Origin of the sequence: Streptomyces sp. NRRL F-5727 (genome assembly GCF_000719555.1) — a bacterium.
In the GTDB taxonomy this organism is placed as follows: Bacteria; Actinomycetota; Actinomycetes; order Streptomycetales; family Streptomycetaceae; genus Streptomyces.
In genome coordinates, this window is record NZ_JOGX01000057.1 from 1 (window position 1) to 21,304 (window position 21,304).

Consider the following 21,304-nt stretch of genomic DNA (forward strand, 5'->3'; position numbering starts at 1 on the left):
CGGGGCGACGCTGCCGGACGAGGTGGCGGCGGAGGCGGAATTTCCGGCCGGGGAGGGAGCAGCCACATGTCCGGATCGGGTACGCGCGGATGGGGATTCACGGACGACAGGGGGGTGGAGCTGGGGGCGCCGGACACCCCGGCGCGGGTGGTCGCCTATGTGCGGGCCGGGGCGGCCCTGCTGGATCTGGGGGTGACGCCGGTCGCGGTGTACGGCTCCGCGCATGACGGGCCGGAGCCGGACCCGGCGAAGGACGGCGGGCTGGCGGCGGCCGGGGTGCCCTATCTGGGGCCGGGGCGGGCGCTGGACGAGGAGCGGCTGCGGGAGCTGCGCCCGGAGCTGGTGGTGGACGTCACGTACGACGGGAAGAGCCCGTACGCCGTGGACGAGGAGCCGGCCGGGCGGCTGGGGGTGCCGCTGGCGGCGCTGTCGGTCGGCAACGAGCTGAGCCTGCCGGCGATCATCGGCCGCTTCCGGGCGCTGGGGGCGGCGCTCGGCGCCCCGGATCCCGGGCCGGAGGGCGGGGGGCTGGCGGAGGCGGAGACGGCGGTGCGGGCGGCCGCCGTGGCGGCGGGGGCCGGCTTCGGGGTGGTGGCGCTCTCCGGGGCCGGTGACGGGCAGGTGCACCTCGCGCGTCCGGGGGCCTGGCCGGAGCTGGCGCGGCTGGCCGGTCTGGGGGTCCGGCTGCTCGACCCGGGGCCGGGGCCGGGCGCGAGCTGGCTGACCACCGGGTGGGAGCGGGCCCTGGAGCTCGCCCCCGCGCTGGTGCTGTACGACAGCAGGGCCCACGCGACCCGGCCCGAGGGGCCGGAGCGGCTGCCGGCGGGGGCGCGGCTGGTGCCGTGGAACCCGGAGCTCCCGCCGAGCCCGGCCGCGTACGCCCGCTTCTTCCACGCGCTGGCGGCGGGTCTCACCGCCTGAGGCCGTGCGGCCCGGCGGTCAGAGCGGGAGGCGGGAGCGGAGGGAGGTGGCGAACTCCTCGGCGCGGGCGAGCTCGGCGCGGAGGTCGGCGACGCGGGCGGTCGCGGCCTCCTCGTAGCGGCGGACGCGGGCGACCAGGGCGTCGCGTTCGGCCGGGTCGAGTTCGCCGTCCGTGCCGGGGAGGTCGGCGGCGAGGAGGTCGACCGAGGTGAGGAGTTCGCGGGTCTCGTCGAGGCCGAAGCCGAGCGGCTGCATGCGGCGGATCACCATCAGCCGGGCCACGTCGGCGTCCGTGTAGAGGGGGAAGCCGCCGGGGGAGGACGCCGAGGGGACGACGAGTCCGCAGTCCTCGTACTGGCGGATGGTGCGCAAGGGGAGTTCGGTGCGGGCGGCGACCTCGGAGATCTGCATGGGTTCGCCGGCGGCGGCGCGGGCCCCGGGCATGCGGGCCGCGGCCGTCCGCGCTCCAGTGGTGCCAGTCACTCCGGTCACGACAGGTCCTCCTCGTACGGCTCCGCTGTGAACCAACCTCCGTGCATTACATCCGATTCGTCCTAATTTCATGCGCTATGACGGTCGGAAACGCGGGGAGAGCCAGCCGTCAGGGCCAGACGAGGCAGTACGGCTGGTGGCCGGCCTCGTGGAGGCGTACGGAGAAGTCCTGCCACTCGTGGAGCAGCTGGTAGACGTCGAAGGCGTCGCGCGGGCCGCCGCGGTCGGGGACGGTGGACCAGATGAACGCGGCCGCGCCGACCGACTCCTCGCCGATCGCGCGCAGCGGGTCGACCACGGTCGTGGGGAGCTTCACCACGGCGTAGTCGGGGTGCAGGACGACCAGCTCCAGCGGGGGGACCTTGTGCAGCGGCAGGCCCTGGATGCCGGTGAGGACCATCGCCGCTATCGTCTCCGGCTTGATCTTGGAGAACATGCCGCCCATGCCCAGCTCGTCGCCGCCGAGCTCCTCCGGGCGCATCGAGATCGGGACGCGGGCCGCCGTGGCGCCGTCGGGCGCGCCGAAGTACTTGTACGTCACCGCCAAGCTGCGGCCTCCGAGGGGCGGATCCGCCGGGGGCTGCTCGGGGGATGCCCGGTGCTCCGGCGCGGTCGGATCCTCGGCCCGCCGCCGCCGGTGCCTCCCCCGCCGGACAGGCTCCGGACCCAGGTCGTCCGTCCCCTCGCCCGGTCCGCCACCGCGATGCATATCTCCACCCGACTGCTTTTTCTCGGCAACACGACCCCGCCGCGCAACCCGATCATCGTGTCAGTGACCTCCCCCGCGTTCCTGCGGTGAAACACCTGTCCGCAAGAATCGCCGCGGCCTCTGACACCATGGATCGCGTGAGCCAACCCCATGAGGTCCCTGCCGCCACAGTTTCGCAGACGCGGAGGCAGGCCGCCCCGGCGTGACGCACAGGGTGCCCACACCGTCCCTCCGTACCAGACGTCGTACTCGCAGGTCAGGATCACTGTGTCGTATTCATACGAAGCCCCAGTCTCACAGACGCTTTTCGACCGCGCTTCCCTTGTGACGCCCGGCGGCGTGAACTCACCGGTGCGAGCCTTCCGGGCTGTGGGCGGTACGCCCCGGTTCATGGTGTCCGGCACCGGTCCGTACCTCACGGATGCGGACGGTCGCGAGTACGTCGACCTCGTCTGCTCGTGGGGACCGATGATTCTCGGCCACGCGCACCCCGAGGTGACCGCCGCCGTGCAGGCCGCCGTGGCCCGCGGCACCTCCTTCGGCACGCCCGGCGAGGGCGAGGTGGCGCTCGCCGAGGAGATCGTGGCCCGCGTCGAGCCGGTCGAGCAGGTGCGCCTGGTCTCCTCCGGCACCGAGGCGACGATGTCGGCGATCCGGCTCGCCCGCGGGTTCACCGGGCGCGCGAAGGTCGTCAAGTTCGCCGGCTGCTACCACGGGCACGTGGACGCGCTGCTCGCCGCCGCCGGCTCCGGCGTTGCCACCCTCGGCCTGCCCGACACGCCCGGCGTGACGGGCGCGCAGGCCGGTGACACGATCGTGCTGCCGTACAACGACCTGGAGGCCGTGCGGGCCGCGTTCGCCGCGCACCCGGGCGAGATCGCCTGTGTGATCACCGAGGCGTCGCCGGGCAACATGGGCGTCGTCCCGCCGCTGCCGGGCTTCAACCAGGGGCTCGCGGACCTGTGCCGGGAGAACGGCGCGCTGTACATCTCGGACGAGGTCATGACCGGCTTCCGGACGAGCCGCGCCGGCTGGTACGGCGTGGACGGCGTCCGGCCCGACCTGCTGACCTTCGGCAAGGTCATGGGCGGCGGCTTCCCGGCCGCGGCCTTCGGCGGCCGCGCCGACGTCATGGGCCACCTCGCCCCGGCCGGCCCGGTCTACCAGGCGGGCACCCTCTCCGGTAACCCGATCGCCACCGCCGCCGGGCTCGCGCAGCTGCGGCTGCTGGACGACGCCGCGTACGCGAAGGTGAACGCGGTCTCGAAGGAGATCCAGGGGCTCGTCGCGGACGCCCTGACGAAGGAGGGCGTGGCGCACCGGCTGCAGACCGCGTCCAACATGTTCTCGGTCTTCTTCACCGCCGACGAGGTGCGGAACTACGACGAGGCGAAGAAGCAGGAGGCGTTCCGCTTCAACGCCTTCTTCCACTCAATGCTCGCGGACGGCGTCTACCTGCCGCCGTCGGCCTTCGAGTCGTGGTTCGTCTCGGCCGCCCACGACGAGCGCGCGGTCGAGCGCGTCGCCGCCGCGCTGCCCGCCGCCGCCCGCGCCGCCGCGGAGGCCACGGCATGAGCGACGGGACGAAGAACCCCGAGGACATCACCGTCGTCCACCTGATGCGCCACGGCGAGGTGCACAACCCGGACGGCGTGCTGTACGGGCGCCGCCCCGGCTACCACCTGTCCGAGCTGGGCCGGCAGATGGCGGACCGGGTGGCCGAGTCGCTGGCCGGGCGGGACGTCACGTACGTCGTCGCCTCCCCGCTGGAGCGGGCGCAGGAGACGGCCACGCCGATCGCCAAGTCGCACGGGCTCGACCTGGCCACCGACCCGCGGCTGATCGAGGCGGCGAACGTCTTCGAGGGCAAGACCTTCGGCGTCGGCGACGGGGCGCTGCGCCGCCCGGCGAACTGGAAGCACCTCACCAACCCGTTCCAGCCGTCCTGGGGCGAGCCGTACATCGAGCAGGTCGTCCGGATGATGGCGGCGCTGGACGCGGCGAAGGACGCGGCGCGCGGCCACGAGGCGGTGCTGGTCAGCCACCAGCTGCCGATCTGGATCGTCCGGTCCTTCGTGGAGCGGCGCCGGCTGTGGCACGACCCGCGGCGCCGGCAGTGCACGCTGGCCTCGCTGACCTCGTTCACGTACAAGGGCGACCGGATCGTCTCGGTCGGGTACAGCGAGCCGGCGATCGACCTGGTGCCGGTGCACCTGCGGGCCGGTGCCAAGCCGGTGAAGGGGAAGCAGAAGGCGTTCGGGGCGTAGTTCCCCCGCCCGTCCGCACCCTGGACAGGGCGCGCTTGACGGGACATTGTCAGGGCGGTCGGAGAGAGGTTCCTCTCCGGCCGCCCTGAAACTTTTGTGCGAGTGACCGGAACCTCCGTGTTCCTCCCCGCATCTCACTCATTGTCGGTTTGGATGATGTTTCGGTCATACAACAGCGCGAATGGGGATGACATGCGCGGGATCAGTCGAAGGGGTCTTCTCGGGGCGGGCGTCGGAGCGGCGGCGGCGCTCGGGATCGCCGGCTGCAGTGATGACAAGGGGCAGGGCGGTACGGGCAGTTCCGGACCGGACAAGGGGGGTTCCCCCTCGGCCGGCGGCGACGCCACCACGCCCGCCCCGACCAAGGACGACGTCCGTCTCATCGGCGACGGTTCCACCGCGGACACCGGCAAGCAGCCGCACCAGCCCGACACCCCCGTCCCGCTCGAACCCGGCCAGACCCCGCCGCAGTTCGTCGTCTTCTCCTGGGACGGCGCCGGCGAGGTCGGCAACGGCCTCTTCCCCCGCTTCCTCGAACTGGCCCGCAACCACGACGCGGCCATGACCTTCTTCCTCTCCGGCATCTACCTGCTGCCCGAGTCGAAGAAGAACCTCTACCGCCCGCCGAACAACCCCGTCGGCGCCTCCGACATCGGCTACCTCACCGACGCGCACATCAAGGACACCCTGAAGTACGTCCGCGAGGCATGGCTCGACGGGCACGAGATCGGCACCCACTTCAACGGGCACTTCTGCGGCGGCTCCGGCTCCGTCGGGAACTGGACCCCCGCCCAGTGGCAGAACGAGATCGACCAGGCGACGAAGTTCGTCACCGAGTGGAAGACCAACAGCGGCTGGACCGACCTCGACCCGCTGCCCTTCGACTACTCCAAGGAGCTCGTCGGCGGCCGCACCCCCTGCCTCCTCGGCCAGGACAACCTGCTCCCCACCGCCAAGCGCCTCGGCTGGCGCTACGACGCCAGCTCGCCCGGCGGCCGCCAGACCTGGCCCGTCAAGCGCAAGGGCATCTGGGACTTCCCGCTCCAGGCCGTGCCCTTCCCCGGGCACTCCTTCGAGGTCCTGTCCATGGACTACAACATGCTCGCCAACCAGTCGAAGAACTCGACCAAGGGCATGCCCTCCCGCTATCCCGGCTGGCGCAAGCAGGCCACCGACGCACTGGTCGGCGGCTTCACGCGCGCGTACGAGACGAACCGCGCCCCCTTCTTCGTCGGCAACCACTTCGAGCAGTGGAACGGCGGCATCTACATGGACGCCGTCGAGGACGCGCTCAAGGCGATGGCCGGGAAGAAGGACGTCCGGCTGGTGTCGTTCCGCCAGTTCACCGACTGGATGGACGTCCAGGACCCCCGTATCCTCGACCGCCTCCGCGGCCTCGACGTCGGCCAGAAGCCAGCCGGCGGCTGGAACGCCTACCTCAAGGCCGCCTGAGCCGGCGGACCGGGCGGCCGGGCCGGCGCGAACCCCCTGGGGCGAAAGCCGCTTAGCCGATCTTGACAAGGGGCGTTCCGGGCACGTAGGGGGGTGCCCAAGATCCCCCAAACGCCCATGCGAAACTTTTCACATGAGCCTTAGCCGTGGCCTCCACCGTGCCCCCCGACGCGCCCTCGTCGCCGTCGGCGTGCTGTCCGCCGCCCTCGCGCTCTCCGCCTGCGGCGGCGACGGCAACGGCACCTCCGGCGGCGGGAACACCAACTACGTCACCAGCAAGGGCGGCATCTCCACCGTCCCCAAGGGCGAGCGCGCCGACATCAACACGATCGCCGGCGAGACGCTGGACGGCGAGAAGCTCGACGTCGCCGACCTCAAGGGCAAGGTCGTCGTCCTCAACGCCTGGGGCTCCTGGTGCGGCCCCTGCCGCGCCGAGGCGTCCCACTTCACCAAGGTCGCCAACGACCTGAAGGACGAGGACGTCGCCTTCGTCGGCCTCAACACCCGCGACGCCAACAAGCAGCAGGCGCTCGCCTTCGAGGCCGACTACAAGGTCCCGTACCCGAGCCTCTACGACCCCAAGGGCAAGCTCATCCTCTTCGGCTTCCCCAAGGGCACCCTCAGCCTCCAGGGCATCCCCTCCACCGTCGTCCTCGACAAGGAGGGCAAGATCGCCGCCCGCTCGCTGATGGCCGTCGACGAGACCAGGCTGCGGTCCATGATCGACCCGCTCCTCAAGGAGAAGTGACAGCCGGTGAACGAGACCGTCACCAGCGGAGCCCTCCTCCTCGCCGTCCCCATCGCCCTCCTGGCCGGCCTGGTCTCCTTCTTCTCCCCCTGCGTGCTCCCGCTCGTCCCCGGCTACCTGAGCTACGTCACCGGCGTCTCCGGCACCGACCTCGCCGACCAGCGCCGCGGGCGGATGGCCGCCGGGGCCCTCCTCTTCGTCGCCGGCTTCACCGCCGTCTTCGTCTCGGGCGGCGCCCTCTTCGGCGAGTTCGGCCGCACGCTCCTGGCGTACAGCGAGACGCTCGGCACCGTCCTCGGCGTCCTCATGATCCTCATGGGGCTCTTCTTCGCCGGCCTGATGCCCTGGTTCACCCAGCGCGAGTTCCGCTTCCACCGGAAACCCGCCGCCGGCCTCCTCGGCGCGCCCGTCCTCGGCGCGCTCTTCGGCGTCGGCTGGACGCCGTGCATCGGCCCGACGCTCGCCTCGGTCAACGCGCTCGCCCTCGAACAGGCCAGCGCCGGACGCGGGGCCATACTGGCCCTCGCGTACTGCCTCGGCCTCGGCGTCCCGTTCATCCTCGCCGCCGTCGCCTTCCGCAAGGCCCTCGGCGCCTTCGGCTGGGTCAAGAAGCACTACGTGTGGGTGATGAGGATCGGCGGCGGCATGATGATCGTCACCGGCCTCCTCCTCCTGACAGGCGTCTGGGACAGCATGGTCTCCACGATGCAGGGCTGGGCCGGCGGTTTCACGGTGGGAATCTGATCCATGAGCACGACAGACACGACCGACACGACCGATGCGGCGGAGCCGACCGACGTGACCGACACGAACGGGGCGGCCGGTGACGAGGCCGCGGGCGCGGACCTCTCCACCGCGCCCCAGGAGGAGACCACCGGCGGCCCCACCCTCGGGGTCGTCGGCTGGATCCGCTGGTTCTGGCGCCAGCTCACCTCCATGCGCGTGGCGCTGATCCTGCTCTTCCTGCTCTCCCTCGGCGCCGTCCCCGGCTCCCTCATCCCGCAGACCAGCGCGGACGAGCTGAAGGTCGCCGAGTTCAAGAAGGCGCACGAGACCCTCACGCCGCTGTACGAGAAGCTCCAGCTCTTCGACGTCTACAGCTCGGTGTGGTTCTCCGCGATCTACATCCTGCTCTTCGTCTCCCTCATCGGCTGCATCGTCCCGCGCACCTGGCAGTTCGTCGGCCAGCTCCGCGGCCTGCCGCCGGGCGCCCCCAAGCGGCTCACCCGCCTCCCCGCCTACACGACCTGGCGCACCGAGGCCGACCCGGAGGAGGTCCGCGCGGCCGCGCTCGCCGTCCTCAAGGGCCGCCGCTTCCGCGCCCGCGCGGCCGGGGACGCCGTCGCCGCCGAGAAGGGCTACCTGCGCGAGGCCGGCAACCTGCTCTTCCACCTCGCGCTCATCGTGATGCTGACCGCCTTCGCCTGGGGCCAGCTGTTCAAGTCCGAGGGCGGCAAGCTGGTCGTCGAGGGCGACGGCTTCTCCAACACGCTCACCCAGTACGACGACTTCAAGTCCGGCTCCCAGTTCGGCGTCGACGAGCTGGAACCGTTCAGCTTCACCCTGGACAGCTTCACCGGTACGTACGAGAAGAGCGGCCCGCAGCGCGGCACCCCCCGCACCTTCGAGGCGGCCGTCAGCTACACCGAGGCCGACGGCAAGGACAAGAAGGCGGTCATCCGGGTCAACGAGCCGCTGGAGATCGGCGACTCCAAGGTCTACCTGATCGCCCACGGCTACGCCCCCGTCGTCACCGTCAAGGACGGCAAGGGCAAGACCGTCTTCCACGGCGCCGTCCCGCTGCTGCCGATCGACAACAACATCACCTCCACCGGCGCGATCAAGGTGATGGACGGCTACCGGAACAAGAAGGGCGAGAAGGAGCAGCTCGGCTTCAAGGCGTTCTTCGTGCCGACCTTCGCGGGCGCCGGTCAGGGCAGCATGTTCTCCCAGTTCCCCGCGCTCGACTTCCCCGTGATGGCCCTCACCGGCTACTACGGCAGCCTGCGCGTCGACTCCGGCCTGCCGCAGAACGTGTACCAGCTCGACACCTCCAAGATGACCCAGTTCAAGGTCGACGGAGGCACCGGGGTCGCCCAGCGGCTGGTGCCCGGCGAGACGATGACCCTGCCCGACGGCGCCGGCTCGATCACCTTCGAGAAGGACGTCAAGGAGTGGGCGTCCTTCCAGATCTCGCAGCAGCCGGGCAACGGCCTCGCCCTCACCGGCGCGGTCGCCGCGATCGCCGGACTCACCGGCTCGCTCTTCATCCAGCGGCGCCGGATCTGGGTCCGCGCCGTCCGCGGCGAGGACGGCACGACCGTCGTCGAGATGGCGGGCCTCGGCCGCAGCGAGTCCGCCAAGCTGCCCGAGGAGCTCGCCGACCTCGCGGTCGTGCTCACCGACCAGGCGCCCCCGGCGCCCGAACCCGCCGAGCCGGAATCCGCAGATCCGGAACCCGCCGAAGCCGAAGCAGACGCATCAGAAGGGGCCGAGAAGTGATCCTCGCCGCCGAGACCAACGAGAGCCTGGCGCAGATGAGCAACACGCTCGTCTACTCCTCGATGGCCGTCTACACCCTGGCCTTCCTGGCCCACATCGCCGAGTGGGTCTTCGGCAGCCGCAGCAAGGTCGGCCGCACCGCCGCCGCGCTCACCCAGGCCGAGTCCAGGGCCACGGTGTCGGTGCAGGTCAAGAAGGCCGGCGGCACCGCCGTCCTGGAGCGGCCGAAGGTCGTCACCCGGTCCGCCGCCGGCACCCGCGACGTCCCCGACGGCCCCGGCGCGGCCGGCGGCACCGTCAAGGGCGACCTCTACGGCCGGATCGCCGTCTCGCTGACCGTCCTCGCCTTCGCCCTGGAGGCGGCCGGCGTGGTCATGCGCGCGGTCTCCGTGCAGCGCGCCCCCTGGGGCAACATGTACGAGTTCTCCACCACCTTCTCCACGGTGGCGGTCGGCGTGTACCTGGCCTTCCTGCTCGCCAAGAAGAACGTCCGCTGGATCGGCCTCCCCCTGGTCACCACGGTCCTGCTCGACCTGGGCGTGGCGACGACCCTGCTGTACACCGAGAGCGACCAGCTGGTGCCCGCCCTCGACTCGTACTGGCTGTGGATCCACGTCTCCACCGCGATCTTCTGCGGCGCCGTGCTCTACCTGGGCGCCGTCGCGACCCTGCTGTACCTCTTCCGCGACTCGTACGAGAACAAGCTCGCGAACGGCGGCACGCCGAGCGGCTTCGCCCGCTCCGTCCTGGAGCGGCTGCCCGCTGCGGCGACCCTCGACAAGTTCGCCTACCGGGTCAACGCGGCGATCTTCCCGCTGTGGACCTTCACGATCATCGCGGGCGCCATCTGGGCCGGCGACGCCTGGGGCCGCTACTGGGGCTGGGACGCCAAGGAGGTCTGGTCCTTCATCACGTGGGTCGGGTACGCCGCCTACCTGCACGCGCGCGCGACGGCCGGCTGGAAGGGGCGGAAGGCCGCGTACATCGCGCTCATCGCCTTCGGCTGCTTCCTCTTCAACTACTACGGCGTGAACATCTTCGTCAGCAGCAAGCACTCCTACGCCGGCGTCTGAGCTGGCACGGCCCCCCTCGGGGGGCCACGCTGGAGGTATGAGCGAGATACCCCGGGGCAGGAGCGAGACCCGCGACGGCGACACGCACCTGCTGCGGTACGCGATCGAGCTGCCGCACCCGCAGGAGGCGGTCTGGGAGAAGATCGCCTCGCCGGAGGGGCTGCCCTCCTGGCTGTGCGCCGTCGACCCGCTGGAGCCGAGGCTCGGCGGCAAGGTCACGCTCCGCTGGCTGAACGGCGACACGGAGGTCTCGGGGCGGGTCACCGCCTGGGACCCGGACCACGTCGCCGAGTACACGGTCGGCGCCCCGCACGGACGGATCCGGTTCCATCTGGAACCGGGCGTCGGCGGGGCGTCGACCGTGCTGCGTTTCACCAACGAGTTCAGCGGCGACCGGGAACTGCTGCTCGACTGCCTGGCCGGCTGGCACGACCACTTCGAGCGGCTGCGGGACGCGCTGGACGGCCGCCCGACCGACTGGCGGCAGTGGACCACCGGCCGCTGGAGCGAGCTGCGCGAGCTGTACGCCCGGGACGAGGCGCCCTGGCCGAAGTGGGTTCCCTGAGGGCGCCCGCCCCCGGTGAGCCCTCCCCGGTCAGCGGCCGGCCCGTGACCGGCGGGGGAGCCAACGGTCGCGGCGGGTGAGGCGGGCGCGGCGCGCGCGGCGCTCGGCGGCCTGCCGGTCCAGCTCCTCCATCAGCCTGCGGCCCCGGTGCTCGGGGTCGAGCTCGTCGAGGATCCGGTCCAGCTCGGCGAGCAGCGCCCCGTACAGCTGCCAGCCGCGGGGGTCGGCGAGCGCGAGGGCGAGGAGCCGTTCGGCCGCGTCCTCCCGGCAGGCCCTGGCCGCCCGCAGCTCGCCCGCCAGCCGGGTCTCCGCCGCCTCGGCGTCCTCGCTGCCGCGGACGGTGACGAGGACCGCGAAGCTGACGAGGGAGTCGGCGGTGTACTGGGCGGTCTCCCGGACGGCGAGCGCGGCCCGGTCCGGCAGCAGAGCCCGTCCGTCGCGGTGTTTCGCCAGGTCGGTGAGGGTGCGGGCGAGGACGCGCAGGACGACGGCGCTGATCTCCAGGGTGTCGAGGCCGGTGCGGAGCACCACCCGGTGGAGCAGGCCCTCCTTGACCCGCGGATTGAACCGCAGGCTGTCCTCGGCGGTGCGCAGGGCCGCGTCGACGTCGGCGACGTCGTTGTCGAGGCGGCGGGCCTCGTGGAGCCGGGCGGCGGCCCGCTCGACGGGCGGCGCGCCGGTGAACTCGTCCGCCACGTCGAGGAGCAGCAGCCGCATGCGCCGGGCGAGGTCCTCGATGGACTCGCCGGCGGTGTCGACCCAGACGGGCGGGGCGAGGAACAGGTTGACGAGCATGCCGACGACGGCGCCGATGAGGGTCTCCAGGACCCGGTCCCAGGCGGTGTCGGAGACCTGGGTGACGCCGAGGACGAGCATGGCGCTGATGGCGACCTCGGGGATGAACTCCTCGACGCGGACGAGCCGGCCGACGAGCAGCGACGCCAGGATCACCAGGGCCAGGCTCCACCAGGAGAGGCCGACGACGGCGCTGAACGCGATGGCGATGAGGACGCCGACGACGACGGAGTTCACCCGCCGCAGGCTGGTGGTGAGGGTGGAGTAGAGCGTGACCTGGACGACCAGGAGGGCGGTGAGGGGCGCCGTGAGGGGGACCGGTTCGCTGCTGAGCCCGAGGGCGACGAGATAGCTGAGGGTGGCCGCGGCCGTGGACCGTACGGTCTGTACGACGAACGGGTCCCGGCGGAGTCTCGCCGCCATCCCGTCTCCCGGGCCCCGCCCCGCTCCGCCGCGTGCCACGTCCCACCTCGTCCGGTCGCCTCGCCCGCCCCTGAGGGGCCCTCTAGGACGACCGCCTGCCCGGCCGGCCGCGGAGTCATGCGCGGATACGGCCGGGCGGACGCGGGATCACCCCCGCTTCGGCGGCAGGCAGCTCGTGGACGGCGGGGTGTTCTCGGGCCAGGCGATCTGGACGAAGCGCTGGGTGCCGTCGGGGGCGAGCTCCACGATGGGGACCGCCTTGTTGTACGGGTTGCCGTGGTTGTCGAGGCAGATCCAGCCGCTCGCGCCCTGGACCCGCAGCGAGCCCTTGACCTGCGGCCACTGGGTGCCGACGTCGGCGAGCTCCGGGTAGGGGGCGTTCGCCGGGGTGGCCTGGCGGATGGCGTGGACGGCCGTCGCCATCGCGTCGTACGCGACGATCGCCTGCCCGTCCCGGAGCGGCACCGGCTTCTCGTCGGCGCGGGCGATGTCGGTCAGGAAGGTCGCGAAGGCGACGACCGAGCCGCCGGTGGTCGGCACCGGCCGGCCCGGCGCGGGCTTCCAGGCGTCGGGGTGGGCGAGCGCCGCGTACCGGACGGTCAGCTTCTTGCCGAGGGCCGCGCGGTTCAGCCTGGTGTCGGCGCCGAGGTAGGAGCCCTCGTCGCCGGTGAGGACGGTGAAGGCGCGGTCGGCGCAGCCGCGGGCGCCGAGCGCGTTGATGAACTGGCGGAGCTGGGTGTGGCGGCCGGCGAAGAAGACGGTCTCGGCGCGGGTGTCGCAGATCAGGTGGGTGATCTGGCGGAAGGTGTTGGCGGTGGTGCCCTCCTCGGTGTTGTTCGCGGGCGAGGTGTAGAGCTGCGGCTCGTAGGGGGCGCCCTTGAGGGAGGCGGCGAAGGCGGTCCGCAGGGTGTCGATGTAGTGGTCGCCGGTGCGGGAGTCCTGGACGAGGATCGCGCGGGCCGCGTCGACCCGGCCGAAGTTCGCCAGCGCCTTCGCCTCGTCGCTGTTGGTGGGGGAGACCCGGGCGAGGCCGGGGAAGCGGTCGCGGCCGGGGCCGTTGGCGAGGTCGTCGGCGGTGATGGTGGTGCCGACGACGGCGATCCCGGCGCCGGTCAGCGCGGTGACCGCCTCGCGTACCTCGGCGGAGGAGGTGGCGACGCCGGAGACGGCGCGGAGCCGGTCGGGGGCGCCGGTCATGGCGGTGAGCCGGTCGACGACGGTGCGCCAGTGGGCGTTGCGCTCGCCGGTGTTGGCGAGGACGAGGCGGATCTTGGGGGTCTCGCTGTTGGACTCGTGGTTGGCCCGGTACTGGTAGGCGTACGCGCCCTGGAGTTCGCGGAGGATCTTCTCGCCGGTGCCGGGGTCGGTGGCGGTGATCGGGAGGAGCAGTGCGACGGTGGCGTACTCGCCGGCCTTCAGGGTGGCGTTCTCGCGGCCGATGGCGGCGGTGATCGCGGTGAGGGCGGGGACGCGGAAGTCGTGTCCCGTGCCGTCGACGCCGATGCACTCCGTGCTGTTCGCGGGGCGGGCGACCCCGGCGGCGCAGGAACGGTCCTCCGGTTCGAGGTAGGTGGAGAGGCCCCAGCCGCCGAGCCCGACGACGAGGGCGGTGGCGACGAGGGTGCTGAGGAGCTTCTGCCGGGGTGTCCAGAAGAAGCGGCGGCGCAGCCGGTCGAGCATGGCGTCAGACTCCGTCCTCGCGCCCCGGCGGCAGCGAGGGCTGCCGCCAGGCGCGGATGTCCCGCGGCCAGTGGCCGGCCGCGTCCCACAGTGGACCGCTGCCGGTGAGGTGGCGGCCGGAGAGCCGGCGCAGTTCGTGCGCCAGCCGGTCGGCGACCTCCTCGTCGGGCAGCGCGAGCGGATCGGTGAGCAGCCATACGGCGTGCAGCAGCCGTCGTACGGCGAGGTGCAGTTCGGCGGCGTCGGGGCCGAGCCCGTCCGGGAGCGCCGGATCGGGGTCCTGGCCGAGGGCGACGGCGCGGCGCGGGTCGGGTCCGGTGCGGCCCCGCTCGCGCGGATACGGGGCGGAGGCGACGAACCGGAGCAGGCCGAGCCAGCCGAGGACGTCGGGCAGCGGGAAGGTGAGCCGCAGGTGGGCGACGGCCTCGGCGGTGTCGCCGAGGGCGAGGTCGTGGTGGAGCCGGTGCGGTCCGGGCTGCGGCCCGTAGTGGCGGCGGAGGGTCTCGTGGACCGCCCGCCAGGCGGAGTACGCGGGGTGGTCGTCGTCCTCGAAGCGGAGCCGGTGCAGCAGCAGGGCGCGCAGCAGCGGGTCGCCGACGAAGTGGCCGGGACGGTCGGCCCAGTGTTCGGCGCGCAGCCGGTCGCGGACCCGGAGGGCGACGTCGCCGTCGAGGGATTCGGCGGGCAGCCGGACCTGGGCGAGGCGGCGGGCGGACTCCTCGTCGTGGGCGGCGGCGAGCACCACGTACGGCCCCGTCCTGGGGACCGGCAGGAGGGCGGCGAGCAGCGCGGGGGCGACCGGCACGGGGGCGGTGTCCTCGCGGAGCTCCACGGTGAGGTCGAGCAGGTCGCCGGGGGTGAGGGTGGCGCGGACGGCGGGCGGCGCCTCGCCGGCGGCGCGGGCGAGCAGGTCGACGCCGAGGGGGCGGCCGCCGGTGAGCCGGTGGACGGCCCGGGAGAGGTCGGCGGGGGCGCGGTCGGCCGGGTCGTGCCGGTCGAAGGCGGCCCGGGTCTGGGTGGGGGTGAGCGGGGTGAGCTCGACGGCGAGGAGACCGGAGCCGACGCGGCTGGTGCGCGGGCAGGGTGCCTGGTGGGCGGTCTCGGGCAGCCGGATCCGGGTGGCGTGGCGGAGCGCCTCGTGCTCGGGCAGCCGGGAGGCGGCGAGCACCACGGTGTGGTCGCGGCGGCCGTCGGCGCGGGCTCGCAGTATCGGTTCGACGAGGGCGCGGCCGGCCGGTTCGTGGGCGTTGTCGAAGAGCACCACGGGCCGGCCGACGCGGCTGCCGAACTTCAGTCCGGTGTAGGCGCGGTGCAGGTCCTCGGTGAGCGTGAGGGTGAGGAAGCCCTCGGCCTCCGCCCGGCGCGGGCCGCCCTGCGCGAAGTCGACGGCGAGCTGCTGGAGTCCGGCCCGGCCGCGTCCGCCGGCGTTGCGGTAGTCGCCGAACCAGTCCTCGGGCGCCTTCCTGAAGACGCCGAAGAACTCCTCGACCACGGTCTCGACGGTCGCCTCGGCGACCAGCCCGGCGAAGGGCGCGCCCGCCTCCGCGGCCGTGCCCGCGAGCTTGGCGAGGACCTTGCCGACCCAGGACGCGGCGGCGGCCCGGCCGGCGTCGACGGTGGCGAGCAGCGGCCCGAGCCGCAGCAGGTCGCGGCGGGCCCGCTCGTCGTCCTCGCGGGTCCAGCCGACCGAGGTGACGGCGACCAGCCCGAGCGACAGGCGCGGGAACGGCACGGCCTTGAACGTCTCGCCGCGCTGGGCGAGTTGGAGGGCGAGTTCGGTGAGGGCGCCGGTGACCGGGGACCAGCCGGCGCCGTGGTCGGCGGGCTCCTCGATGGCGGCGCAGTCGAGGAGGGCCAGCGGGGTGAAGCCACGGTAGCGGTTGCGGATCTCCTTGAGCAGGACCGTTTTTCCCATGCCGCGGCCGCCGGTGAAGACGGTGACGGGCGGGTCCTCGCCGTGCTCGTACGGCACCCGGCCGCGGCCGTACGGTCCGAGTCCGACGAGCCGCGCGGCGAGCCCGCGCGCCTCCAGAACCGCCTCGCGGCCGTACAGCTCTCTGTCCACCCGCCACCCCCGTCGCAGTCAACTCAAGGATATCGACGGTGTGTTGGGAAGAAGAGAATCTTTTCGGTTCTGATGCTCAGGAGTTGTCACTCCGTGGCGATCGCGTCGAGCTGCGCCCTCAGGTACCGGTGGGACTCGATGCCGTGGATCGTGGTGCCGGGCGTGCACTCGTAGAAGTACACCAGCGACATCAGCTCCTCGGCGGGCGCGTCGGCCGGCGGCGGCAGCACCCGGTGCCGGCCCGAGCGCCAGCGCCCGCCGGTCCAACCCGCCATCAGGTCACCGATGTTGACGGTCAGGGCGGCCGGATCGTGCGGCGCGTCCTGCCAGCCGCCGGCGTCGGAGAAGACCTGCAGCCCGCCCTTGCCGGCCTGCCGGTCGAGCAGCGTGACGGTGCCGAAGTCGGTGTGCGGCCCGATCCGGAACTGCCCGGGCTGGGGCGCACCGGTCCGCTCCCGCGCCGGGTACCAGTTGATGTTGAAGCCGAACGTGGGGTGCCCGGTGTGGCGCGTGAAGAAGTCCCGCTCCTCGCCGAGCGCCGTCCCGAGCAGGTCGAGCACCCGGTCCGCCAGCGTCTTCATCTGCGCGAGGTACGTCTCCACCAGCGGTTTCAGCTCCGGCACCTCGGCGGGCCAGACGTTCGGCAGGAACCACTCGGCGTCCACCGCGGGGTCGCCGGTCGGCTCCTCCGCCGCGAAGGACAGCGACTCCTTCAGGTCGGGCGGGGTCGCCGTCCCCTCCGCATACCCGTTCGCCTCCGCCCCCGGCCCGAGCCACCCGCGCCCGCCGACCCGCACCGCGTACGGCGCCTTGACGTCGGCCGGCAGGTGGAAGAAGGCGCGGGCGCGCTCCCGGATCGCGGCCGGCAGCGCGGGGTCCACGCCGTGCCCGGACACGAGCAGGAACCCGGCGTCGCGCAGGGCGCGGTCCACGGCGGGGAGCTGGGGCGCGGGGTCGCGGCCGAGGTCGATGGTCGGAAGCCGTGCCTCAGTCATGTCCGATGTCCTCGTTCCAGAGGGCGGGTCGCTCCGCGATGAAGGTACGCATGAGCTCGACGCACGCGGGATCGTCGAGGACGACCACCTCGACGCCGTGCGCGGCGAGCCACTCCTGGCCGCCCCGGAAGGTCCGGTCCTCCCCGACGACGACCCGCGAGATCCCGAACTGCCGCACGAGCCCGGAGCAGTACCAGCACGGCGACAGCGTCGTGACCATCGTCGTCCCCCGGTACGACCGCTGCCGCCCGGCGTCCCGGAACGCGGCGGTCTCGGCGTGCGCGGAAGGATCCCCGTCCTGCACCCGCCGATTACGCCCCCGCCCGAGCAGCACCCCGTCGGCGCCGTAGAGCGCGGCGCCGATGGGCACCCCGCCCTCGTCCCGCCCGCCCCGGGCCTCGTCGAGCGCGGTGGAGAGCCACCGGCGGGCCTGTTCCTGGTCCATGCGGGGACCTTTCCCCGCGGGACCCGGAACCTCACACCTGGTGCGGGCTCCCGTCCGCCGGGAGGGGGTCGGCGACGAAGGTCCCCTTGCCGTGAACGGTGAGGATCAGACCGCGCTCGCGCAGGACCGAGGCGGCGCGGCGGACCGTGAGGTAGGCGACCCCGTACTCGGTCGCGAGGTCCCGCTCGGCGGGCAGCCGTGCCCCGGGAGCCAGCTCCCCGGCCGCGATCCGAGCGGCGATGTGGTCGGCCACCGCGACGTAGACCAGCTGGGGGCCCTGGGGGTTGAACTCGGGGATTTCGCTGCGGTCAGTCACACGACCAACGTAAGCATCGAAGACCTGTGCGAACCAGTAGTGAGCTATGCAGAGCTATACATGCCTTATAGGCTCAACGGACGCGAAGACCCCGGCGACCGCTGCAACGGCCCCGGGGCATGGCCACCAACTAGCTTCGGAGTTGATGACGTGCGGAACCCTATCGCGCGCGCCCTGATCCCCCTCGTCCTCTGGCTGCTCATGCTGACCCTGCCGCCCACCGGCAGGCACCGCACCACCCGTCCCGCCGCGCCGCGTCACGCGGCGGCGCAGCGCAGGCGCCGGCGGACCCTGTGGCTCGCCACCGTCGGCGTCGACCTCGACCGCCGGAACATCCACGCCGGAGCCCCCCGATGAGCCGCTGCGGGGCTCGGCGCTCCGTGTACGCCGTCGCGGAGACCGTCCGCCCCGTGTGGGGCGGCTCGGTGTGCGTGCTCGACGTGGGTCACGACGGCCTGCACCGCGACCGCGCGGGCGACGGCTGGTGGGTGACGCCCGAGATCGCCGACGCCGTGAGCGTCTCCCTCCTGGCCCGCGCCCTCGCGCCCGCGCCCGCGCCCGAGCCCGAACCCGAGTTCCGCTCCCCGCGCTGCATCGTCGGCCGCCACGACCGCTGCCGCGACCACGCACCCCGCGACAGCGGCGTACCGGGGGTGCGGTACCTCGTGTGCGAGTGCGCCTGCCATGCGGGCGGCCGGGCATGAGCGGCGGCGACGCCCCTTCTGGAGGACGTGGTGACGTCACAGGCCCACCACGCCTCACCGAGTGCGGGTACGTGAGTGTGCAAGGCGCGGCGGAGACGCCGGGGACGCCCGCGCGTGGGACGGAACGGGGCGGGACTGCGCGGAATTGCGACCACCGCCCCCGCCCGGCCCCGCTAGACCCCCGCGACCGCCCCCGCCTCCTCGTACGCGAACAGCGCCGGCGGGGTCTCGTTCGCGAAGAAGGTCTTGGCGCGGATCAGGGCCTGTTCGTCGGCGCGGATGCGGCCGGGGCGGGAGGCGGTGCCCAGGAGGACGCCGCCGAAGCGCATGCGCATGTAGGCCGCCGAGTTGTGGAGGGCGGTGATCAGGCCGTCCGCGACGACGTGTTCGTCGTGGGCCATGGCCGTCACGCCCCACATCCTGCGGCCCGCCATCCGCTGCTTGAAGTCCGAGCCCGGCATGTTCAGCCAGCCCGACCAGTAGTCCAGATAGCGCTTGGTCTGCGCGGAGAGGGTGTACCAGTACAGGGGGGAGACGATGACGACGTCCGTGGCCTCCAGCGTGGCCCGGAGCAGTTCGCTCTCCACCTCGCCGGGCGCGTGGCCCGCGCTCTCGTGCCGGCCGTCCTGGAAGTCGGGGAGGTCCAGGGTGTTCAGGTCGACCCAGCGCTGCGGTATGCCGGCCGGCAGGTGGGCGGCGGCCTCGCGGGCCAGGATCTCCGAGTTGCCGTCGGCGCGGGAGCTGCCGAGGACGAAGAGGAACGAGCGGTCGGCGACGGGCTCGGCGTCGAGGGTCATGAGTGCTGCTCCGGATTCGTGGGGTGCCCGCGGAAGGGAGGTGTTCCGTTGCCAACCCGGGCGTCCGCAGGGGTATTCCGGGCCCCATCGGCCCGGCCGATCGGGCCCATCGGAAGGACGCCCCAGCAGCTCGTGGACCCGGCACCGGCCCCGTCCGTAGCGTCGTCGGCATGAGAAACGAGACCCGCGGAACCCTTGAACTGACCCTCGCCATGGTGCTGTCGGGCACCCTCGGCGTCTTCGTCGTCGAGTCCGGCGCCTCGCCCTTCGAGGTCGTCTTCTTCCGGTGCCTCTTCGGGGCCGTCGCCCTCGGCCTCTACAGCCTCGCCCGCGGGTTCTTCACCGGGCACGGCTTCACCGCGCGGTCCTTCGGGCTCGCCGTCCTCGCCGGCGTGTTCATCGTCTTCAACTGGGTGTTCCTCTTCGAGGCGTACGCGGCCACCTCGATCTCGCTCGCCACCGTCGTCTACCACACCCAGCCGTTCTTCCTGGTGCTGCTCAGCGCCCTCTTCCTGCGCGAGCGGATCCCCGCCGGGAAGCTGGGCTGGCTCGCGGTCGCCTTCGCCGGGCTGGTGCTCGTCTCCGGGGTGCGGCCGGGCGACACCGCCTCCCTCGCCGGACTCGGGTACGCCCTCGCCGCCGCCGTCCTCTACGCGCTCGCCACCTTCGTGACCAAGCGGATCACCGGCGTACGGCCGCACCTGATCGCCCTCGTGCAGGTGACCGCCGGCGTGCCGCTGCTGCTGCCCTTCACCGACCTCGGCGCGGTCTCCGGGCTCGGTGCCGGGTGGGTGTGGCTGGCCGGGCTCGGGCTGATCCACACCGGGCTGATGTACGTCCTCATGTACGCGGCCTACGCCAAGCTGCCCACCCCGAAGATCGCGGTGCTCGCCTTCACCTACCCGGCGGTCGCGATGGGCGTCGACTGGGCGGTGTACGGACACCACATCGGGCTCCTGCAGGCGCTCGGCGTCCCGCTGATCGTCCTCGCCAGCCTGAGGGTCACCCTCGGGAAGGTCACTCCCGCGCGAGCCGCCGCGCCTGCTCCACGAACAGGCGCACGTGCGCCGGAAGCCGCTTCCCCCGTCGCCACGCGAGCTGCGTGAAGAGCGTGAACGGCGCCTCCCAGCCGAGCGCCACCAGTGCCCCGGACGCCAGTTCCTCCTGGACGGCGATCCGGGGCAGCAGCGCGATCCCCAGACCGGACGCCACCGCCCGCTTGCTCGCCTCGATCGTGCCGAACTCCAGGAACTCGACCGGGGCGCCCGCCCCCGCCGCCAGCTCCGCCTCGAAGAGGTCCCGGTACGCGCAGCCCGGCTCGGTGCCGATCAGGCCGGCGCCCGCGAGATCGGCGGCGGCCAGGTCCGTACGGCCCGCGAGCGGGTGGCCCGGGGCGGCGACCAGGACCAGCGGCTCCGGCGCCAGGACCTCCGTCTCCAGGCCCTCGTGCTCGGTCTCGGCCTCCATCAGGAAACCCAGGTCGTACGTGCCCTGCCGCAGCGCCTGCCGGGTCGCGTCGCCGAGCGTGGGGCGCAGGGCCAGCCGGACGGCGGGGTGGCGGTGGTGGACGTACTCCAGGAGCGGCGGGAGCCGGTAGGTGGTGAGGGACTCCATGGTGCCGATGGTGATCGTCCCGGCCGCCTCCCCGGCGGCGACCGCCGCCCGCGCCTCCTCGGCCAGCTCGGCCATGCGGCGCGCGTACGGCAGCAGCCGCTCGCCGGCCTCGGTGAGCCGGATCCGGCCGCCGAGCCGCTCGAACAGCTCGGCGCCGAGGGCCGACTCCAACGCCTTGACCTGCGAGGTCACACTGGACTGGGCGTAGCCGAGCTCGGCGGCGGCGCGGGTGAAGGAGAGGACTTCGGCGACCTTCTCGAAGGTGGCGAGGAGGCGCAGTTCCATCAGCCCTCCTTGCCCTGGTCCGTGTCCTCGCCCTTTTCCCCGCCCTCGTCGCGGTGCTTCGGCTCGTCCTCGCGGCGGCGGAGGTCGTCCTCCCAGTCCTTGAACATCGACTCGTCGCCCCGGCCGCGGTCGCCGGAGGACCCGGACCGCTCGTCGCCGCCCAGCGACTTGAGGAACTCCGGGTTGTCGTCCGGCGCCACCCAGCCGCCGCCGCGCCCGCCACGGGCCGTGGCCTGCCGTTTCTTCCCGGAGAAGAGCCAGACCACCGGGCCGACCACCCAGAACAGCAGGATGATGATGACCCAGACGACCTTGGGCAGGTGCTTGACCTCGTCCTCGGGGGTGTTCAGGCAGTCGATGAAGGCGTAGATCGTCAGCGCCAGCGGCAGAAGGATCATCAGTGCCCTGAGCATGTGGAACAGCCCCCTGGAAGCGGTGGCGGGGGCGCGTCGAACC

General features: G+C 72.8%; 23 protein-coding genes. 12 read left to right on the plus strand and 11 right to left on the minus strand.

Features of this window, described 5'->3' with window-relative positions; genetic code table 11:
- The first annotated feature begins 66 nt into the window (after positions 1 to 66).
- Positions 67 to 921, plus strand: a complete 855-nt coding sequence (locus tag IF73_RS0129200) for an ABC transporter substrate-binding protein (RefSeq protein ID WP_031013354.1) — start codon at positions 67 to 69, stop codon at positions 919 to 921.
- Between the two features lie 18 nt (positions 922 to 939).
- Here IF73_RS0129200 and IF73_RS0129205 read toward each other — a convergent pair whose 3' ends face one another.
- Both IF73_RS0129205 and IF73_RS0129210 read right to left on the minus strand, forming a co-directional pair.
- On the minus strand, positions 940 to 1,332 hold the full coding sequence (locus IF73_RS0129205) for a MerR family transcriptional regulator (protein WP_031013355.1): 393 nt from the start codon (positions 1,330 to 1,332) through the stop codon (positions 940 to 942).
- 190 nt (positions 1,333 to 1,522) lie between these two features.
- Positions 1,523 to 2,122 (minus strand): hypothetical protein, encoded by a 600-nt coding sequence (locus IF73_RS0129210; RefSeq protein WP_078868308.1) that lies wholly within the window; start codon positions 2,120 to 2,122, stop codon positions 1,523 to 1,525.
- 267 nt (positions 2,123 to 2,389) lie between these two features.
- On the opposite strand from IF73_RS0129210, the gene hemL reads away from it, so the two are divergent.
- The 8 genes from hemL (at position 2,390) to IF73_RS0129250 (ending at position 10,729) form a co-directional block, all read left to right on the plus strand.
- Positions 2,390 to 3,697 (plus strand): glutamate-1-semialdehyde 2,1-aminomutase, encoded by a 1,308-nt coding sequence (gene hemL / locus IF73_RS0129215; protein ID WP_078868309.1) that lies wholly within the window; start codon positions 2,390 to 2,392, stop codon positions 3,695 to 3,697.
- A complete protein-coding gene (locus IF73_RS0129220) occupies positions 3,694 to 4,389 on the plus strand; it encodes a histidine phosphatase family protein (RefSeq protein ID WP_031013359.1) in 696 nt (231 codons plus the stop codon). The genes hemL and IF73_RS0129220 overlap by 4 nt, the downstream gene beginning before the upstream one ends.
- A gap of 192 nt (positions 4,390 to 4,581) precedes the next feature.
- Positions 4,582 to 5,841 carry a hypothetical protein gene (locus IF73_RS0129225; RefSeq protein ID WP_031013360.1) on the plus strand — a complete coding sequence of 420 codons (1,260 nt, stop codon included), beginning with the start codon at positions 4,582 to 4,584 and terminating at the stop codon, positions 5,839 to 5,841.
- Positions 5,842 to 5,974: 133 nt separating this feature from the next.
- Complete coding sequence (locus tag IF73_RS0129230) at positions 5,975 to 6,589, plus strand: TlpA family protein disulfide reductase (protein ID WP_031013362.1); 615 nt, start codon at positions 5,975 to 5,977, stop codon at positions 6,587 to 6,589.
- Between the two features lie 6 nt (positions 6,590 to 6,595).
- Entirely contained in the window at positions 6,596 to 7,333 is a 738-nt protein-coding gene (locus IF73_RS0129235; RefSeq protein WP_031013364.1) for a cytochrome c biogenesis CcdA family protein, read from the plus strand.
- 3 nt (positions 7,334 to 7,336) lie between these two features.
- A complete protein-coding gene (gene resB / locus IF73_RS0129240; RefSeq protein WP_078868310.1) occupies positions 7,337 to 9,091 on the plus strand; it encodes a cytochrome c biogenesis protein ResB in 1,755 nt (584 codons plus the stop codon).
- Positions 9,088 to 10,164, plus strand: a complete 1,077-nt coding sequence (gene ccsB / locus IF73_RS0129245) for a c-type cytochrome biogenesis protein CcsB (protein ID WP_031013366.1) — start codon at positions 9,088 to 9,090, stop codon at positions 10,162 to 10,164. The genes resB and ccsB overlap by 4 nt, the downstream gene beginning before the upstream one ends.
- 37 nt (positions 10,165 to 10,201) lie before the next feature.
- On the plus strand, positions 10,202 to 10,729 hold the full coding sequence (locus IF73_RS0129250; RefSeq protein WP_031013367.1) for an SRPBCC domain-containing protein: 528 nt from the start codon (positions 10,202 to 10,204) through the stop codon (positions 10,727 to 10,729).
- Positions 10,730 to 10,759: 30 nt separating this feature from the next.
- Here IF73_RS0129250 and IF73_RS0129255 read toward each other — a convergent pair whose 3' ends face one another.
- The 6 genes from IF73_RS0129255 to IF73_RS0129280 form a co-directional block, all read right to left on the minus strand.
- On the minus strand, positions 10,760 to 11,947 hold the full coding sequence (locus IF73_RS0129255) for an FUSC family protein (protein WP_037880867.1): 1,188 nt from the start codon (positions 11,945 to 11,947) through the stop codon (positions 10,760 to 10,762).
- A gap of 147 nt (positions 11,948 to 12,094) precedes the next feature.
- A complete protein-coding gene (locus IF73_RS0129260) occupies positions 12,095 to 13,627 on the minus strand; it encodes an ABC transporter substrate-binding protein (protein ID WP_031013370.1) in 1,533 nt (510 codons plus the stop codon).
- Positions 13,628 to 13,631: 4 nt separating this feature from the next.
- A complete protein-coding gene (locus tag IF73_RS0129265) occupies positions 13,632 to 15,692 on the minus strand; it encodes a hypothetical protein (RefSeq protein ID WP_031013372.1) in 2,061 nt (686 codons plus the stop codon).
- Positions 15,693 to 15,778: 86 nt separating this feature from the next.
- Positions 15,779 to 16,687 carry an isopenicillin N synthase family dioxygenase gene (locus tag IF73_RS0129270; protein ID WP_031013374.1) on the minus strand — a complete coding sequence of 303 codons (909 nt, stop codon included), beginning with the start codon at positions 16,685 to 16,687 and terminating at the stop codon, positions 15,779 to 15,781.
- Positions 16,680 to 17,132 carry a nucleoside deaminase gene (locus IF73_RS0129275; protein WP_031013375.1) on the minus strand — a complete coding sequence of 151 codons (453 nt, stop codon included), beginning with the start codon at positions 17,130 to 17,132 and terminating at the stop codon, positions 16,680 to 16,682. Before IF73_RS0129275 ends, IF73_RS0129270 begins: the two co-directional genes overlap by 8 nt.
- Positions 17,133 to 17,163: 31 nt before the next feature.
- The gene (locus IF73_RS0129280; RefSeq protein ID WP_051717419.1) at positions 17,164 to 17,448 is read right to left on the minus strand and encodes a GntR family transcriptional regulator; all 285 of its coding nucleotides are present in this window, start codon (positions 17,446 to 17,448) and stop codon (positions 17,164 to 17,166) included.
- Positions 17,449 to 17,598: 150 nt separating this feature from the next.
- On the opposite strand from IF73_RS0129280, the gene IF73_RS0129285 reads away from it, so the two are divergent.
- On the plus strand, positions 17,599 to 17,805 hold the full coding sequence (locus IF73_RS0129285; protein WP_031013378.1) for a hypothetical protein: 207 nt from the start codon (positions 17,599 to 17,601) through the stop codon (positions 17,803 to 17,805).
- A complete protein-coding gene (locus IF73_RS0129290) occupies positions 17,802 to 18,152 on the plus strand; it encodes a hypothetical protein (RefSeq protein WP_031013379.1) in 351 nt (116 codons plus the stop codon). The genes IF73_RS0129285 and IF73_RS0129290 overlap by 4 nt, the downstream gene beginning before the upstream one ends.
- 173 nt (positions 18,153 to 18,325) lie before the next feature.
- Here IF73_RS0129290 and IF73_RS0129295 read toward each other — a convergent pair whose 3' ends face one another.
- Complete coding sequence (locus IF73_RS0129295) at positions 18,326 to 18,949, minus strand: flavodoxin family protein (RefSeq protein ID WP_031013380.1); 624 nt, start codon at positions 18,947 to 18,949, stop codon at positions 18,326 to 18,328.
- Positions 18,950 to 19,119: 170 nt separating this feature from the next.
- On the opposite strand from IF73_RS0129295, the gene IF73_RS0129300 reads away from it, so the two are divergent.
- The gene (locus IF73_RS0129300) at positions 19,120 to 20,055 is read left to right on the plus strand and encodes a DMT family transporter (RefSeq protein WP_031013382.1); all 936 of its coding nucleotides are present in this window, start codon (positions 19,120 to 19,122) and stop codon (positions 20,053 to 20,055) included.
- Here the strand turns inward: IF73_RS0129300 and IF73_RS0129305 are convergent.
- Positions 19,967 to 20,848, minus strand: coding sequence for a LysR family transcriptional regulator (locus tag IF73_RS0129305; RefSeq protein WP_031013384.1), 882 nt, complete (start codon positions 20,846 to 20,848; stop codon positions 19,967 to 19,969). The two genes, IF73_RS0129300 and IF73_RS0129305, sit on opposite strands and share 89 nt — an antisense overlap.
- Complete coding sequence (locus IF73_RS0129310) at positions 20,848 to 21,261, minus strand: PLD nuclease N-terminal domain-containing protein (protein ID WP_031013386.1); 414 nt, start codon at positions 21,259 to 21,261, stop codon at positions 20,848 to 20,850. Before IF73_RS0129310 ends, IF73_RS0129305 begins: the two co-directional genes overlap by 1 nt.
- Positions 21,262 to 21,304: the final 43 nt, after the last annotated feature.

Coding starts and splice junctions, on each gene's coding strand:
- IF73_RS0129210 (WP_078868308.1), bottom strand. CDS start 2,122: ATGCATCGCGGTGGCGGACCGGGCGAGGGGACGGACGACCTGGGTCCG.
- IF73_RS0129220 (WP_031013359.1), top strand. CDS start 3,694: ATGAGCGACGGGACGAAGAACCCCGAGGACATCACCGTCGTCCACCTG.
- IF73_RS0129310 (WP_031013386.1), bottom strand. CDS start 21,261: ATGCTCAGGGCACTGATGATCCTTCTGCCGCTGGCGCTGACGATCTAC.
- IF73_RS0129205 (WP_031013355.1), bottom strand. CDS start 1,332: ATGCAGATCTCCGAGGTCGCCGCCCGCACCGAACTCCCCTTGCGCACC.
- IF73_RS0129225 (WP_031013360.1), top strand. CDS start 4,582: ATGCGCGGGATCAGTCGAAGGGGTCTTCTCGGGGCGGGCGTCGGAGCG.
- resB (WP_078868310.1), top strand. CDS start 7,337: ATGAGCACGACAGACACGACCGACACGACCGATGCGGCGGAGCCGACC.
- IF73_RS0129305 (WP_031013384.1), bottom strand. CDS start 20,848: ATGGAACTGCGCCTCCTCGCCACCTTCGAGAAGGTCGCCGAAGTCCTC.
- IF73_RS0129270 (WP_031013374.1), bottom strand. CDS start 16,687: ATGACTGAGGCACGGCTTCCGACCATCGACCTCGGCCGCGACCCCGCG.
- IF73_RS0129255 (WP_037880867.1), bottom strand. CDS start 11,947: ATGGCGGCGAGACTCCGCCGGGACCCGTTCGTCGTACAGACCGTACGG.
- IF73_RS0129230 (WP_031013362.1), top strand. CDS start 5,975: ATGAGCCTTAGCCGTGGCCTCCACCGTGCCCCCCGACGCGCCCTCGTC.
- IF73_RS0129275 (WP_031013375.1), bottom strand. CDS start 17,132: ATGGACCAGGAACAGGCCCGCCGGTGGCTCTCCACCGCGCTCGACGAG.
- IF73_RS0129300 (WP_031013382.1), top strand. CDS start 19,120: ATGAGAAACGAGACCCGCGGAACCCTTGAACTGACCCTCGCCATGGTG.
- IF73_RS0129260 (WP_031013370.1), bottom strand. CDS start 13,627: ATGCTCGACCGGCTGCGCCGCCGCTTCTTCTGGACACCCCGGCAGAAG.
- IF73_RS0129290 (WP_031013379.1), top strand. CDS start 17,802: ATGAGCCGCTGCGGGGCTCGGCGCTCCGTGTACGCCGTCGCGGAGACC.
- IF73_RS0129200 (WP_031013354.1), top strand. CDS start 67: ATGTCCGGATCGGGTACGCGCGGATGGGGATTCACGGACGACAGGGGG.
- IF73_RS0129250 (WP_031013367.1), top strand. CDS start 10,202: ATGAGCGAGATACCCCGGGGCAGGAGCGAGACCCGCGACGGCGACACG.
- IF73_RS0129295 (WP_031013380.1), bottom strand. CDS start 18,949: ATGACCCTCGACGCCGAGCCCGTCGCCGACCGCTCGTTCCTCTTCGTC.